Below are 14840 nucleotides of genomic sequence, written 5' to 3'. Positions count from 1 at the left end.
CGCCCTTTCCACTGCCGATCCGGCATGTTTCACAAAGCTGAAGACCGAGGAAAGTCCATGCGTCAGACCAAGGAAACGTCCGGCCTCGTGCTGGTCGTTGAAGACAACCGCAATATCTCTGAAATGATCGGCGAGTACCTGGAAGGCCGTGGCTTCGAGGTCGACTATGCGCAGGACGGACTCGACGGCTACCGTCTGGCCGCCGAGAACAGCTACGACGTGGTCGTGCTGGATCTCATGCTGCCACGTCTGGACGGCATCGAAGTGTGCCGCCGCCTGCGTAACGACGCACGCAAGTCCACCCCGGTGCTGATGCTGACCGCCCGCGATACGCTGGACGACAAGCTCACCGGCCTGGGTTTCGGCGCCGACGACTACCTGACCAAGCCGTTCGCGATCCAGGAACTGGAAGCGCGCCTGCGTGCCCTGATCCGTCGTGAGCGCCGCCAGGTCGGGTCGGAAGTGCTCAAGGTCGCCGACCTGGTGCTCGATCCGGTCAGCATGCGCGCCACCCGCGCCGGTACCGAGCTGCAGCTCTCGCCGATCGGTCTGCGGCTGCTCACCATCCTGATGCGCGAGTCGCCGCGGGTGGTGACCCGCCAGGAAATCGAGCGCGAGATCTGGGGCAACGGGTTGCCGGATTCGGACACCCTGCGCAGCCATCTGTACAACCTGCGCAAGATCATCGACAAGCCGTTCGATCGCCCGCTGCTGCACACCGTGCAGAGCGCCGGCTATCGCATTGCCGACATCGCCCAGCCGATGGCCTGATGTCGCCGGCCGGCCGCCATGCTGGCGGCCGGCCACCTCCTGTAGGCGCCCACGCGCCGCTCGTTTCCGCGCGCTGCCGTCTGGCTGCACGACGGGCTTACGGAAGCGTTGCCTATAATCCGGCGCTCTCCCCTGGATGCAGCAATGCCGCACGGGCTTCCACGAAAAATACGTCTGGCCTTCCTCCTGCAGGTCGCTCTGGCGAGCCTGGCGATCGTGCTGGGTGGCTATCTGCTGTCGTTCGTCATCAAGTACAGCCTGGTGCGGACCGTGCTGGCCGACGAGGCGGTGCATTTCTGGCGCGTGCACAAGGACGCACCGAACAACCCGCCGCCGAATACACGCAATATCCAGGGCTATTTCTTGCCTGCCGGCCAGGGCCGCGACACGGCGCCGGCGGAGTTGCAGCGGTTGTCGCCAGGCTTCAGCGAAGTGGCTGCCGCCGATGCCCTGGTGTACGTCGATCAACGTCCGGAAGGGCGTCTGTACCTGGTGTTCCCACGCTCGCGTGCGGCCCATCTGACGCTCTGGTTCGGAATCGTGCCGGCGATGCTGGTGCTGCTGGCGATCTATGGCGTGTTCTGGGTGACCTACCGGATCTCCAAACGCCTGGTGTCGCCGATCAGCTGGCTGGCACGGCGCGTCTCGCAGTGGGACCCGCGCAACCCGGATGTCGACGAACTGGCACCGGAGCGGTTGCCCGCCGACCTGCAGGGTGAAACGCGGCAGCTGGCCGCTGCCCTGCATACGCTCGGGCAGAAGGTCAGCGACCATGTCGCGCGCGAGCGCAACTTCACCCGCGATGCCAGCCACGAACTGCGCACACCGTTGACGGTGATCCGGGTGGCCAGCGACATGGCGCTGGCCGACGACGAATTGTCGCAACGCACCCAGCGCAGCCTGCGCCGGATCCAGCGCGCCGGCCGTGACATGGAAGCGGTGATCGACGCCTTCCTGATCCTGGCGCGCGAAGCCGAGATCGACCCGCAAAGCGAGACCTTCGATGCCGCCGAACTGGCCAGCGAGGAAGTCGATAGCGCCCGCCAGCTGCTGGGCGACAAGCCGGTGTCCCTGACGATGGTCGGTGACCGCAGCCTGCAGATGTTCGCCCCGCCGCGGGTGATGCGCGTGGTGCTCAGCAACCTGCTGCGCAATGCCTGCGCCTATACCGATACCGGCAGCATCGAGGTGGAAGTCACCCAGGACCGCATCATCGTGCGCGATACCGGGATCGGCATGAGCGAAGAGGCGCGTGCGCGCGCGTTCGAGCCGTTCTTCCGCGCCGATCCCACCCGCCCGCAGGGCACCGGCCTGGGCCTGTCGATCGTGCGCCGGCTGTGCGATCGCTTCGGCTGGCGGATCGAACTGCATAGCGAGTCCGGTGTGGGCACCTCGGTTGCGGTGGTGGTGGCCTGAGGGAGTAGTGGCCGTAGCGGCATGTGGCTGCCTGCAATCTGCCACTGACCAGGGAGATGCGCCGCATGCGCCCAGGGCGCCGTTTGCGGTTGCCGATGCTGCTGTTTTCCACCACGTGGCAACGAGGCTGCGTGCCGTGCCGATCTGCCGCAGACGCCAGGTGCCTCTGCGGGATCGGTGACGCAATGGGTCGATCTGGCGAGTGCGACGCCAGATCGACCCGCCAAGCGTTACTTCTGCTCCAACACCGGTGCCACGGCCTTGCGCCAGATGGCATAGCCATCGGCGGTCATGTGCAGCATGTCGTCGCGAAACAGCGCGGCACGTGGCTTGCCGGTGGCATCGAGCATTGGCGTGTAGACGTCCACGTAGTCCACCTGCGGCAGCGGCGCGAGTGCGTCCTTGATCAGGCGATTGGCGGTCACGATCGCCGGCAGCAGATGGGCGCGCGAGGGGCTGGGTTTGATCGACAGGTAGCTGATGCGCGCGCTGGGCAGATCGCGGCGGATGCGCGTCACGAATGCCAGCACGTCGTCGCGGACCTGCTGCGGCGTGCGGCCGCTGTTGAGATCGTTGTCGCCGGCATACAGCACCACCTGGCGCGGCGCATACGGGATCACGATGCGGTCGGCGTACCAGGTGCTGTCGCGCACTTCCGACCCGCCGAAGCCGCGATTGATCACCGGCATGCCGGGGAAATCCTGTGCCAGCGTGTCCCAGAAACGGATCGACGAGCTGCCGACGAAGACGATGCCGTGCCTGGGGGGCGGCTGCTGCGCGTCGCTGTCGGCGAAGTGCTGCATATCCGCTTCCCAGGCGGCATTGGACACCTGCGCCGGTATCTGCGGCGTGGTGTGCGGGGTTGCGGCGTGTAGCTGGCCGGACAACAGCACAAGGGCGCACAGCAGCGTGCGCAAGGGATGTTTGGTCATGCGAAGGAACCTGCAACAGTAAAACGGGCCATCATGGTGCGACAGGCTGGAAGCGCAGGGCAAACCCATGGGCTTCCAGCGCCTGCGATCGCCGTGGGTGCAGATCGCCTCGCCGTGCCTGCACCGACGCTGTTGCGAAGATTGCGCCATGCGGCAGCACCTGACGGCCCGGCAGGCCCAACGTCAGCTGTTCGACCGCGTGGCAGCGCCCTGGCGGCGCGCTGCACGACGGTGCAAGATTCGCACTTTCCTCAGCAGTGACCCCGCCATGCGTTTTAGCCGTCCCCAGACATGCCCTTGCGGCCGGAAGCACTGACCGCATGGCCGATCAACTGGGACACGTGCCGCGCGGTCCGCGCCGCATGCTCAAGGCGGCGATCTGGTCATGGCAGGGATTGCGCGCGGCATGGCTGCATGAATCCTCGTTTCGGCTGGAGGTGTGTCTGGCGGCAGTGATGTCGCCGCTGGGGCTGTGGCTGGGCCAGTCCGGCCTGGAACGCATCGCGCTGGTGGCGCCATTGCTGATCGTGCTGGCGGCCGAATTGCTGAATTCGGCGATCGAGGCGGTGATCGAGCGCTACGGCCCCGAGCACCATGTGCTGGCCGGCCGCGCCAAGGACATGGGTTCGGCGGCGGTGTTCCTGCTGTTGATCAATGTGCTGCTCTGCTGGGGACTGATACTGCTGCCGCGGTGGTTCTGACGGCCCGTGCGTCTGCGCAGGCCACAGCCGCCGATCAGCTTCTGCAGGCGATTGGATCGGCGAAGGTGGAGACGTTCGTGCGAGCGACGCACCAGAGCGCGCTGGCGGTCGTGCCGGCCGCCACGGAGCCCGCGGTGACTGCCGCGGTTGCAGGCTTGCTCGCATCTGGCCGGGATCAGCTGCCTGGCGGGCGCATGTGCATGCCGGGTTGACTCGCCGCGTGGCATGCTGCGGCTCTCTTTCAACGGAATCGCCTGCATGCCCGTCCTGATTCGCGCCCTGGTGTTGCTGATGCTGACCGTCTCGCTGTCCGGTTGCGGCTACAACGCGATCCAGCAGAAGGAAGAAGGCGTCAAGGCAGGCTGGTCGGAGGTGCTGAACCAGTATCAGCGTCGTGCCGACCTGATTCCCAATCTGGTGCGCACCGTGCAGGGCTATGCCCAGCAGGAGCGTCAGGTGCTGACCGAAGTGACCAACGCGCGCTCGCGGGTCGGACAGATCCAGGTCAATGCCGATGACGAAGCCTCGCTGAAACGATTCCAGCAGGCGCAGGGCGAGCTCGGCAGCGCGCTGTCGCGCCTGATGGTGGTCAGCGAAAACTATCCGCAGCTGAAATCCGACCAGTCGTTCCGCGATCTGCAGGTGCAACTGGAAGGCACCGAGAACCGCATCACCGTGGCGCGCGGTCGCTACATCCAGACGGTGCAGGACTACAACACCTACATCCGTTCGTTTCCGCAGGTGATCACCGCCAAGATCTTCGGCTACCAGCCCAAACCCAACTTCAGCGTGGAAAACGAGGCGCAGATCTCACGCGCACCGCAGGTGGATTTCGGCAATCAGCAGGCGCCGCAGCAACAGCCTGCGCAGCAACCGCAGCCTGCGCAGTAACAGCGCTTACCAGGCAGGAGTCAGGCAATGCGGCAAACGCACAGCTGGGTGTTCTGGATGTTGGCGCTGTTGTTGCTGCCGGCCTCGCTGCTGGCGCAGGACCTTGCAGCCATTCCGCCACTGCGCTCGCCGGTGGTCGATACCACCGGCACATTGGACGCCACGCAGACCCGGCAACTCGAGCAGCAGGCGCTGGCCCTGCAGCAGCGCAAGGGCGCGCAGTTGCAGATCCTGATCGTACCCACCACCCAGCCGGAGGCGATCGAGCAGTACACCCAGCGGGTGTTCGACCAGTGGAAGATCGGTCGCAAGGGCGTGGACGACGGCGTGCTGCTGCTGGTGGCCAAGGACGATCGCCGGGTGCGCATCCAGCCCGGTTACGGCCTGGAGGGCGCGATCCCCGACATTGCCGCCAACCGCATCATTCAGGAGTACCTGGCACCGCGCTTCCGTGAGGGCGACTACGCTGGCGGCATCGGCGCTGCGACTGCGACGCTGGCCGGCCTGATCGAGGGCGAGCCCTTGCCGGCGCCGGTCAGCGGGCACGCCGCTGCCGGCACGGGCAATGGTTCGGGCGGAGGCGGTGGCTGGATCATGGCCTTGTTCATCGGGTTTGTGGTCGCGATGGTGGCGCGCGGCATCCTCGGCGCCCTGCCGCGGCCGCTGCGTGCGTTGCTGACCGGCGTCGCGGCCGGCGGCGCTGCCTTGCTGTTTACCTCGCTGCTGTTTGCCAGCGCCGGCGCTGGCAAACAGCAGCGAGGTAAACAGCAAGGCAGCGCCGCCGGCCGCGACGCCGGTCAGCAACGCACGCAGCGGCCGCGGCAGGGCGCCGAGGATGCCGCGCGCCACCATCGCGACCACAAACCCGATGAACAAGGCCATGATCCAGCCACCGCCTCCGCCCGAACCATTGCCCGTGCCGGCAGCGGCGTGCCCGCTGACCGGCGCCGGCAAGGGCTCGCCCTCGATCAGGCCGGCCAGCGTCGCAGTCGCAGCGCCGATGCCGCCAGCGTAGTCGCCCTCACGGAAGCGCGGTGCCAGGTACTCCTGAATGATGCGGTTGGCGGCAATGTCGGGGATCGCGCCCTCCAGGCCGTAACCGGGCTGGATGCGCACCCGGCGATCGTCCTTGGCCACCAGCAGCAGCACGCCGTCGTCCACGCCCTTGCGACCGATCTTCCACTGGTCGAACACCCGCTGGGTGTACTGCTCGATCGCCTCCGGCTGGGTGGTGGGTACGATCAGGATCTGCAACTGCGCGCCCTTGCGCTGCTGCAGGGCCAGCGCCTGCTGCTCGAGTTGCCGGGTCTGCGTGGCGTCCAATGTGCCGGTGGTATCGACCACCGGCGAGCGCAGTGGCGGAATGGCTGCAAGGTCCTGCGCCAGCAGCGAGGCCGGCAGCAACAACAGCGCCAACATCCAGAACACCCAGCTGTGCGTTTGCCGCATTGCCTGACTCCTGCCTGGTAAGCGCTGTTACTGCGCAGGCTGCGGTTGCTGCGCAGGCTGTTGCTGCGGCGCCTGCTGATTGCCGAAATCCACCTGCGGTGCGCGTGAGATCTGCGCCTCGTTTTCCACGCTGAAGTTGGGTTTGGGCTGGTAGCCGAAGATCTTGGCGGTGATCACCTGCGGAAACGAACGGATGTAGGTGTTGTAGTCCTGCACCGTCTGGATGTAGCGACCGCGCGCCACGGTGATGCGGTTCTCGGTGCCTTCCAGTTGCACCTGCAGATCGCGGAACGACTGGTCGGATTTCAGCTGCGGATAGTTTTCGCTGACCACCATCAGGCGCGACAGCGCGCTGCCGAGCTCGCCCTGCGCCTGCTGGAATCGTTTCAGCGAGGCTTCGTCATCGGCATTGACCTGGATCTGTCCGACCCGCGAGCGCGCGTTGGTCACTTCGGTCAGCACCTGACGCTCCTGCTGGGCATAGCCCTGCACGGTGCGCACCAGATTGGGAATCAGGTCGGCACGACGCTGATACTGGTTCAGCACCTCCGACCAGCCTGCCTTGACGCCTTCTTCCTTCTGCTGGATCGCGTTGTAGCCGCAACCGGACAGCGAGACGGTCAGCATCAGCAACACCAGGGCGCGAATCAGGACGGGCATGCAGGCGATTCCGTTGAAAGAGAGCCGCAGCATGCCACGCGGCGAGTCAACCCGGCATGCACATGCGCCCGCCAGGCAGCTGATCCCGGCCAGATGCGAGCAAGCCTGCAACCGCGGCAGTCACCGCGGGCTCCGTGGCGGCCGGCACGACCGCCAGCGCGCTCTGGTGCGTCGCTCGCACGAACGTCTCCACCTTCGCCGATCCAATCGCCTGCAGAAGCTGATCGGCGGCTGTGGCCTGCGCAGACGCACGGGCCGTCAGAACCACCGCGGCAGCAGTATCAGTCCCCAGCAGAGCAGCACATTGATCAACAGCAGGAACACCGCCGCCGAACCCATGTCCTTGGCGCGGCCGGCCAGCACATGGTGCTCGGGGCCGTAGCGCTCGATCACCGCCTCGATCGCCGAATTCAGCAATTCGGCCGCCAGCACGATCAGCAATGGCGCCACCAGCGCGATGCGTTCCAGGCCGGACTGGCCCAGCCACAGCCCCAGCGGCGACATCACTGCCGCCAGACACACCTCCAGCCGAAACGAGGATTCATGCAGCCATGCCGCGCGCAATCCCTGCCATGACCAGATCGCCGCCTTGAGCATGCGGCGCGGACCGCGCGGCACGTGTCCCAGTTGATCGGCCATGCGGTCAGTGCTTCCGGCCGCAAGGGCATGTCTGGGGACGGCTAAAACGCATGGCGGGGTCACTGCTGAGGAAAGTGCGAATCTTGCACCGTCGTGCAGCGCGCCGCCAGGGCGCTGCCACGCGGTCGAACAGCTGACGTTGGGCCTGCCGGGCCGTCAGGTGCTGCCGCATGGCGCAATCTTCGCAACAGCGTCGGTGCAGGCACGGCGAGGCGATCTGCACCCACGGCGATCGCAGGCGCTGGAAGCCCATGGGTTTGCCCTGCGCTTCCAGCCTGTCGCACCATGATGGCCCGTTTTACTGTTGCAGGTTCCTTCGCATGACCAAACATCCCTTGCGCACGCTGCTGTGCGCCCTTGTGCTGTTGTCCGGCCAGCTACACGCCGCAACCCCGCACACCACGCCGCAGATACCGGCGCAGGTGTCCAATGCCGCCTGGGAAGCGGATATGCAGCACTTCGCCGACAGCGACGCGCAGCAGCCGCCCCCCAGGCACGGCATCGTCTTCGTCGGCAGCTCGTCGATCCGTTTCTGGGACACGCTGGCACAGGATTTCCCCGGCATGCCGGTGATCAATCGCGGCTTCGGCGGGTCGGAAGTGCGCGACAGCACCTGGTACGCCGACCGCATCGTGATCCCGTATGCGCCGCGCCAGGTGGTGCTGTATGCCGGCGACAACGATCTCAACAGCGGCCGCACGCCGCAGCAGGTCCGCGACGACGTGCTGGCATTCGTGACGCGCATCCGCCGCGATCTGCCCAGCGCGCGCATCAGCTACCTGTCGATCAAACCCAGCCCCTCGCGCGCCCATCTGCTGCCGGCGATCGTGACCGCCAATCGCCTGATCAAGGACGCACTCGCGCCGCTGCCGCAGGTGGACTACGTGGACGTCTACACGCCAATGCTCGATGCCACCGGCAAGCCACGTGCCGCGCTGTTTCGCGACGACATGCTGCACATGACCGCCGATGGCTATGCCATCTGGCGCAAGGCCGTGGCACCGGTGTTGGAGCAGAAGTAACGCTTGGCGGGTCGATCTGGCGTCGCACTCGCCAGATCGACCCATTGCGTCACCGATCCCGCAGAGGCACCTGGCGTCTGCGGCAGATCGGCACGGCACGCAGCCTCGTTGCCACGTGGTGGAAAACAGCAGCATCGGCAACCGCAAACGGCGCCCTGGGCGCATGCGGCGCATCTCCCTGGTCAGTGGCAGATTGCAGGCAGCCACATGCCGCTACGGCCACTACTCCCTCAGGCCACCACCACCGCAACCGAGGTGCCCACACCGGACTCGCTATGCAGTTCGATCCGCCAGCCGAAGCGATCGCACAGCCGGCGCACGATCGACAGGCCCAGGCCGGTGCCCTGCGGGCGGGTGGGATCGGCGCGGAAGAACGGCTCGAACGCGCGCGCACGCGCCTCTTCGCTCATGCCGATCCCGGTATCGCGCACGATGATGCGGTCCTGGGTGACTTCCACCTCGATGCTGCCGGTATCGGTATAGGCGCAGGCATTGCGCAGCAGGTTGCTGAGCACCACGCGCATCACCCGCGGCGGGGCGAACATCTGCAGGCTGCGGTCACCGACCATCGTCAGGGACACCGGCTTGTCGCCCAGCAGCTGGCGGGCGCTATCGACTTCCTCGCTGGCCAGTTCGGCGGCATCGAAGGTCTCGCTTTGCGGGTCGATCTCGGCTTCGCGCGCCAGGATCAGGAAGGCGTCGATCACCGCTTCCATGTCACGGCCGGCGCGCTGGATCCGGCGCAGGCTGCGCTGGGTGCGTTGCGACAATTCGTCGTCGGCCAGCGCCATGTCGCTGGCCACCCGGATCACCGTCAACGGTGTGCGCAGTTCGTGGCTGGCATCGCGGGTGAAGTTGCGCTCGCGCGCGACATGGTCGCTGACCTTCTGCCCGAGCGTATGCAGGGCAGCGGCCAGCTGCCGCGTTTCACCCTGCAGGTCGGCGGGCAACCGCTCCGGTGCCAGTTCGTCGACATCCGGGTTGCGCGGGTCCCACTGCGAGACGCGCCGTGCCAGCCAGCTGATCGGCGACACCAGGCGTTTGGAGATCCGGTAGGTCACCCAGAACACGCCATAGATCGCCAGCAGCACCAGCATCGCCGGCACGATTCCGAACCAGAGCGTCAGATGGGCCGCACGCGAGCGTGGGAACACCAGGTACAGACGCCCTTCCGGACGTTGATCGACGTACACCAGGGCATCGGCGGCAGCCACTTCGCTGAAGCCTGGCGACAACCGCTGCAACTCCGCCGGCGCCGTGTCGCGGCCCTGGCCGGCAGGCAAGAAATAGCCCTGGATATTGCGTGTATTCGGCGGCGGGTTGTTCGGTGCGTCCTTGTGCACGCGCCAGAAATGCACCGCCTCGTCGGCCAGCACGGTCCGCACCAGGCTGTACTTGATGACGAACGACAGCAGATAGCCACCCAGCACGATCGCCAGGCTCGCCAGAGCGACCTGCAGGAGGAAGGCCAGACGTATTTTTCGTGGAAGCCCGTGCGGCATTGCTGCATCCAGGGGAGAGCGCCGGATTATAGGCAACGCTTCCGTAAGCCCGTCGTGCAGCCAGACGGCAGCGCGCGGAAACGAGCGGCGCGTGGGCGCCTACAGGAGGTGGCCGGCCGCCAGCATGGCGGCCGGCCGGCGACATCAGGCCATCGGCTGGGCGATGTCGGCAATGCGATAGCCGGCGCTCTGCACGGTGTGCAGCAGCGGGCGATCGAACGGCTTGTCGATGATCTTGCGCAGGTTGTACAGATGGCTGCGCAGGGTGTCCGAATCCGGCAACCCGTTGCCCCAGATCTCGCGCTCGATTTCCTGGCGGGTCACCACCCGCGGCGACTCGCGCATCAGGATGGTGAGCAGCCGCAGACCGATCGGCGAGAGCTGCAGCTCGGTACCGGCGCGGGTGGCGCGCATGCTGACCGGATCGAGCACCAGGTCGGCGACCTTGAGCACTTCCGACCCGACCTGGCGGCGCTCACGACGGATCAGGGCACGCAGGCGCGCTTCCAGTTCCTGGATCGCGAACGGCTTGGTCAGGTAGTCGTCGGCGCCGAAACCCAGGCCGGTGAGCTTGTCGTCCAGCGTATCGCGGGCGGTCAGCATCAGCACCGGGGTGGACTTGCGTGCGTCGTTACGCAGGCGGCGGCACACTTCGATGCCGTCCAGACGTGGCAGCATGAGATCCAGCACGACCACGTCGTAGCTGTTCTCGGCGGCCAGACGGTAGCCGTCGAGTCCGTCCTGCGCATAGTCGACCTCGAAGCCACGGCCTTCCAGGTACTCGCCGATCATTTCAGAGATATTGCGGTTGTCTTCAACGACCAGCACGAGGCCGGACGTTTCCTTGGTCTGACGCATGGACTTTCCTCGGTCTTCAGCTTTGTGAAACATGCCGGATCGGCAGTGGAAAGGGCGTGAAGACCATCTAACGTTTTGTGACGGCGGGCGTTGCCCGACGGCCGTCAACGGCCGAGCAGGGGGCGCAGCGCGGGCCACACCGTTTCCAGCACCCTGGGCTGGGCCGTGGCAGTGGGATGCAGGCCGTCCGCCTGCATCAGGCCTGGCTGCAGCGCGACCTTTTCCAGGAAGAACGGCACCAATGCGGTCTTGTACTGGCTGGACAGGTCGGCATAGGTCGCCTTCAGGCGTTCGCGATAGGCGGGGCCATAGTTGGGCGGCACATCGATGCCGAGCAGCAGCACCTTCGCGCCGGCCTGCTGGCTGAGCTGGATCATCTTTTCCAGGTTGCCCTTCAGCTGGGCCGGGGTAAGGCCGCGCAGCGCATCGTTGCCGCCGAGTTCGATCACCACCACGCCGGGGTGGTGCTTCTGCAGCAGGCCGGGCAGCCGCGTCAATGCACCGGAGGTGGTCTCACCGCTGATGCTGGCATTGACGACCGCCGGTGGCGTCGCCATGTCACGCTTGAGGCGTTGGTCCAGCAAGGTGACCCAGCCAGACTGCACCGGGATGTTGTGCGCAGCGCTCAGGCTGTCGCCGACGACCAGGATCGGGGCGGTCGCCACCGGACTTTTGGCAGAGGCAATTCCCGGCGCGAGCAGGGACAGTGTCAGCAGCCACAGGACCAGCACGCCATATCGCAGTGTTCTTTCACGCATTCGGAGATTCCTCATCGACAGTCTGGCCCCCCACTCCAGTACCCGCATTGCCATCGACGTCCGCGACGTCGGCAAGTCCGTCAGTGGACCGGAGGGAACACTCCACATCCTCGACAAGGTCAGCTTGACGGTCAGTGAAGGCGACAGTATCGCCATCGTCGGCGCATCCGGCTCGGGCAAGACCACCCTGCTCGGCCTGCTGGCCGGGCTGGACCTGCCCAGCCGGGGCAGCATTGCGCTGTCCGGCCAGGAGTTGGGCCAGCTGGACGAAGAGGCCCGTGCCGCCCTGCGCGCGCGCGAGGTGGGCTTCGTGTTCCAGAGCTTCCATCTGCTGCCGGCGCTGACCGCCGAAGAAAACATCGCGCTGCCGCTGGAACTGGCCGGGCGCGAGGACCCGGCGCGGGTACGCGAGGTACTGGAGGCAGTCGGCCTGAGCGCGCGTGCGCGCCACTACCCGCGCCAGCTGTCCGGTGGCGAGCAGCAACGCGTGGCGCTGGCACGCGCATTCGTGGCCAGACCGCGCATCCTGTTTGCCGACGAGCCCACCGGCAGCCTGGACCAGACCACCGGCGCGCAGATCAGCGACCTGTTGTTCGCGCTCAACGCCACCAGCGACACCACCCTGGTGCTGGTGACCCACGACATGACGCTGGCGCAGCGTTGCAAGCATATCTACCGCATCGACAGCGGCCGCCTGCACGCCCAGACCGGTCCGGCCGCATGAACGTGCTGCGTCAAGCCGCACGCGCGGTGCGCCGCGAGTTCCTGGCCGGCGACCTGCTGACCGTGTTCGCCGCGCTGGTGCTGGGCGTGGCGGTGATGACGGCGGTTGGCACGCTGGTCGATCGGGTGACCCTGGCGCTGACCTCCAGCGCGGCCGAGGTGCTCGGTGGCGATCTGGGCGTGACCGGCCGCCAGGAAATCCCGGCCGACTTCGCCGCCGAGGCGCAACGCCGCGGCCTGCAGAGCACGCGCATGGTCAGCTTCCCCAGCGTGCTGTTTCACGGCGAGGCCAGCCAGATGGCCAATATCCGCGGGGTTGGCGCGGGCTACCCGCTGCGCGGGCAGTTGCTGGTGTCCAGGGACAGCGCCGGCATGCAGGGCACGCCTGCGGGCGCACCGCCGCCGGGCCAGGCCTATGCCGACCCCCGCCTGCTGGAGGCCCTGGGCCTGCGCGTGGGCGAACAGCTGGAATTCGGCGCCGGCCACCTCACCATCACCGGCGTGCTGCGGGCCGAACCGGATGCGTCCGGCGAGCTGATGCAGCTGTCGCCACCGCTGCTGGTCAATCGCGCCGATATCGACGGTGCCGGATTGCTTGGCCCCGGCAGCCGCGCTTCGTACCGGCTGATGTTCTCCGGTGCGCCCGATGCCATCGCCGAACTGCGCGCCTGGCTGAAACCGCGCGCCAGCGAATTCCGCCTGGTCGGCATCGAGGACACCCAGCGCGGCATGCGCGCGGCGTTCGATCGTGCGGGGCGCTTTTTGGCCTTGTCGGCCTTGCTGGCGGTGCTGTTGTCCGGTGTGGCGACCGCGTTGGCAGCGAACCGCTTTGCGATGCGCCGGATCGACACGGTGGCGGTGCTGCGCTGCCTGGGCGCACGCCAGCGCGACATCCTGGCGATGCTGTCGCTGCAATTGCTGCTGACCGCGATTCCGGCCTGCCTGGTCGGGATCGGGCTGGGCATGCTGGCGCAGGAAGGCCTGGTGCAGGCGCTGGGCAGCCTGATCCCGGACCGGCTGCCGTTGCCGCAGGCCACCCCGGCCCTGGCCGGTGCAGGCATCGGCCTGGTGCTGTTGCTGGGCTTCGGCCTGCCGCCGCTGCTGCGGCTGCGCAACGTGCCGCCGATGCGTGTGCTCAACCGCAGCTTTGCCGCGGTGCCGCCGAGTTCCCTGCTGGTCTACGCCGCGGCATTGGCGGCCACGCTGGCGCTGACCGTGTATGCGACCGGCAACCTGGTGCTGGCCGGCTGGGTGCTGGGCGGGCTGGCCGCCCTGGCGCTGGTGGCGATGGCACTGGGGCTTGGCCTGCTGGCCTTGCTGCGGCCGATCCAGCACCGCCTGCGCGGCGCGTGGAAGCTGGGCCTGGCCTCGCTGACGCGGCGTCGCGGACTGAGCGTGGTGCAGCTGGTCGGGCTGTCGCTGTCGTTGTGCGCGCTGCTGCTGCTGGCGGTGGTCGGCCCCGGCCTGCTCGGGCAATGGCGCGACCGCCTGCCGGCGGAGACGCCCAACTATTTCCTGATGAACATCCAGCCCGAGCAGACCGGGCCGGTGCTGCAGACGCTGCGCGGCCTGGGCGTGGACGATGCGGCCGTGGAGCCGTTTTCGACCGGGCGGCTGGTGGCGATCAACGACAAGCCACCGCTGCGCGGCGACCGCGATCCGGCCGACGATGGCGACGGCGACAACCGCCCGGTCAACTTCTCCTGGCGGCACGCATTCCCGCCGGCAAACACCTTGCTGGAAGGCAGATTCTGGGCGGCCGACAGCACTGCGCCGGAGGCCTCGGTGGAAGAAGGCTGGGCGCAGCGGTATCAGCTCAAACTCGGCGATCGCATCACCTTGCTGCTGGGCGAGCAGCAGCGCAGTTTCACCGTCACCAGCATCCGCAAGGCCGACTGGGATTCATTCCGGGTCAATTTCTTCCTGCTGCTCAACCAGGGCGCGGTCGGCGATGCGCCGTACAACCTGATTTCCAGCTTCCATCTGCCGCCCGGCAATGCGCCCAGGCTGGCGTCGTTGAGCCGCGACTACCCCAACATTTCGGTGCTGGATATCGATGCCATCCTCGGCCGGGTGCGCGAGGTGATCGACCAGGTGGCGCAGGCGGTGCAACTGGTGATGGGCTTCAGCCTGCTGGCCGGTGTGCTGGTGCTGCTGGCAGCCCTGCAGGCCACCGCCGGCGAGCGTCGCTATGACAGTGCGGTGCTGCGCACGCTGGGCGCGCGGCGCGGCCAGTTGCGTGGTGCGGTGCTGGTGGAGTTCGGCGCGCTTGGCCTGCTGGCAGCGACACTGGCGGTGACCGCCGCGGCGGTGATCGGGGCAGTGGTCGGACAGAAGGCGTTCGAGATTGCATTGACGCCGGATTGGCCGCGCCTGCTGATCGGCGGCGCGTTTGGCCTGGCGTTGAGCCTGCTGGCCGGTTGGTCGGGCACGCGCCGCATCCTGTCCACGCCGCCAGCGCTGGCACTGCGGACCGACTGAGGCCGGGTTGGCTGGACACGTGAGCAGGGCGGCGCGC

13 protein-coding genes and 2 pseudogenes are annotated in these 14840 nt (G+C 67.2%); 8 read left to right on the top strand and 7 right to left on the bottom strand.

What is annotated here, in order from left to right; all coding sequences use genetic code 11:
* Positions 1 to 57: 57 nt before the first annotated feature.
* Together EO141_RS05700 and EO141_RS05695 are read left to right on the top strand one after the other, a co-directional pair.
* Positions 58 to 771 (top strand): response regulator transcription factor, encoded by a 714-nt coding sequence (locus EO141_RS05700; protein WP_002811889.1) that lies wholly within the window; start codon positions 58 to 60, stop codon positions 769 to 771.
* Positions 772 to 915: 144 nt separating this feature from the next.
* Positions 916 to 2187: a HAMP domain-containing sensor histidine kinase gene (locus tag EO141_RS05695; RefSeq protein WP_104649656.1), complete on the top strand. Its 1272-nt coding sequence runs from the start codon at positions 916 to 918 to the stop codon at positions 2185 to 2187.
* A gap of 230 nt (positions 2188 to 2417) precedes the next feature.
* Here the strand turns inward: EO141_RS05695 and EO141_RS05690 are convergent, their stop codons facing one another.
* Positions 2418 to 3119, bottom strand: a complete 702-nt coding sequence (locus EO141_RS05690; RefSeq protein ID WP_119129655.1) for an SGNH/GDSL hydrolase family protein — start codon at positions 3117 to 3119, stop codon at positions 2418 to 2420.
* A gap of 320 nt (positions 3120 to 3439) precedes the next feature.
* On the opposite strand from EO141_RS05690, the gene EO141_RS05685 reads away from it, so the two are divergent.
* The 3 genes and pseudogenes from EO141_RS05685 to EO141_RS05675 form a co-directional block, all read left to right on the top strand.
* A complete protein-coding gene (locus tag EO141_RS05685) occupies positions 3440 to 3820 on the top strand; it encodes a diacylglycerol kinase (RefSeq protein ID WP_104533011.1) in 381 nt (126 codons plus the stop codon).
* Between the two features lie 258 nt (positions 3821 to 4078).
* Positions 4079 to 4711 carry a LemA family protein gene (locus EO141_RS05680; RefSeq protein WP_104649654.1) on the top strand — a complete coding sequence of 211 codons (633 nt, stop codon included), beginning with the start codon at positions 4079 to 4081 and terminating at the stop codon, positions 4709 to 4711.
* A 27-nt stretch (positions 4712 to 4738) separates the two neighbouring features.
* A pseudogene (locus EO141_RS05675) lies at positions 4739 to 5455 on the top strand (TPM domain-containing protein); the annotation flags it as partial.
* Here EO141_RS05675 and EO141_RS05670 read toward each other — a convergent pair.
* From EO141_RS05670 to EO141_RS05660, 3 genes and pseudogenes are all read right to left on the bottom strand, one after another.
* Positions 5444 to 6160 (bottom strand): annotated as a pseudogene (locus EO141_RS05670) (TPM domain-containing protein); the annotation flags it as partial. The pseudogenes EO141_RS05675 and EO141_RS05670 overlap by 12 nt on opposite strands.
* Before the next feature lie 27 nt (positions 6161 to 6187).
* Positions 6188 to 6820 (bottom strand): LemA family protein, encoded by a 633-nt coding sequence (locus EO141_RS05665; RefSeq protein WP_104649654.1) that lies wholly within the window; start codon positions 6818 to 6820, stop codon positions 6188 to 6190.
* A 258-nt stretch (positions 6821 to 7078) separates the two neighbouring features.
* The gene (locus tag EO141_RS05660) at positions 7079 to 7459 is read right to left on the bottom strand and encodes a diacylglycerol kinase (RefSeq protein WP_104533011.1); all 381 of its coding nucleotides are present in this window, start codon (positions 7457 to 7459) and stop codon (positions 7079 to 7081) included.
* Between the two features lie 320 nt (positions 7460 to 7779).
* On the opposite strand from EO141_RS05660, the gene EO141_RS05655 reads away from it, so the two are divergent.
* Complete coding sequence (locus EO141_RS05655) at positions 7780 to 8481, top strand: SGNH/GDSL hydrolase family protein (protein ID WP_119129655.1); 702 nt, start codon at positions 7780 to 7782, stop codon at positions 8479 to 8481.
* Positions 8482 to 8711: 230 nt separating this feature from the next.
* Here EO141_RS05655 and EO141_RS05650 read toward each other — a convergent pair whose 3' ends face one another.
* From EO141_RS05650 to EO141_RS05640, 3 genes are all read right to left on the bottom strand, one after another.
* A complete protein-coding gene (locus EO141_RS05650; protein WP_104649656.1) occupies positions 8712 to 9983 on the bottom strand; it encodes a HAMP domain-containing sensor histidine kinase in 1272 nt (423 codons plus the stop codon).
* Positions 9984 to 10127: 144 nt separating this feature from the next.
* Positions 10128 to 10841: a response regulator transcription factor gene (locus EO141_RS05645; RefSeq protein WP_002811889.1), complete on the bottom strand. Its 714-nt coding sequence runs from the start codon at positions 10839 to 10841 to the stop codon at positions 10128 to 10130.
* A gap of 104 nt (positions 10842 to 10945) precedes the next feature.
* A complete protein-coding gene (locus tag EO141_RS05640; protein ID WP_180708127.1) occupies positions 10946 to 11614 on the bottom strand; it encodes an arylesterase in 669 nt (222 codons plus the stop codon).
* A gap of 91 nt (positions 11615 to 11705) precedes the next feature.
* Between EO141_RS05640 and EO141_RS05635 the strand changes: the two genes are divergently transcribed.
* Both EO141_RS05635 and EO141_RS05630 read left to right on the top strand, forming a co-directional pair.
* Complete coding sequence (locus EO141_RS05635; protein ID WP_256359910.1) at positions 11706 to 12323, top strand: ATP-binding cassette domain-containing protein; 618 nt, start codon at positions 11706 to 11708, stop codon at positions 12321 to 12323.
* Entirely contained in the window at positions 12320 to 14803 is a 2484-nt protein-coding gene (locus tag EO141_RS05630) for an FtsX-like permease family protein (protein WP_126946240.1), read from the top strand. The genes EO141_RS05635 and EO141_RS05630 overlap by 4 nt, the downstream gene beginning before the upstream one ends.
* The last annotated feature ends 37 nt before the right edge of the window (positions 14804 to 14840 follow it).

It is taken from the genome of Xanthomonas sp. BRIP62415 (assembly GCF_003993515.1).
Lineage (GTDB): Bacteria > Pseudomonadota > Gammaproteobacteria > Xanthomonadales > Xanthomonadaceae > Xanthomonas > Xanthomonas euroxanthea.
Note: the sequence above shows the minus strand (reverse complement) of the source record. Positions and strands in the feature narration are given on the sequence as shown.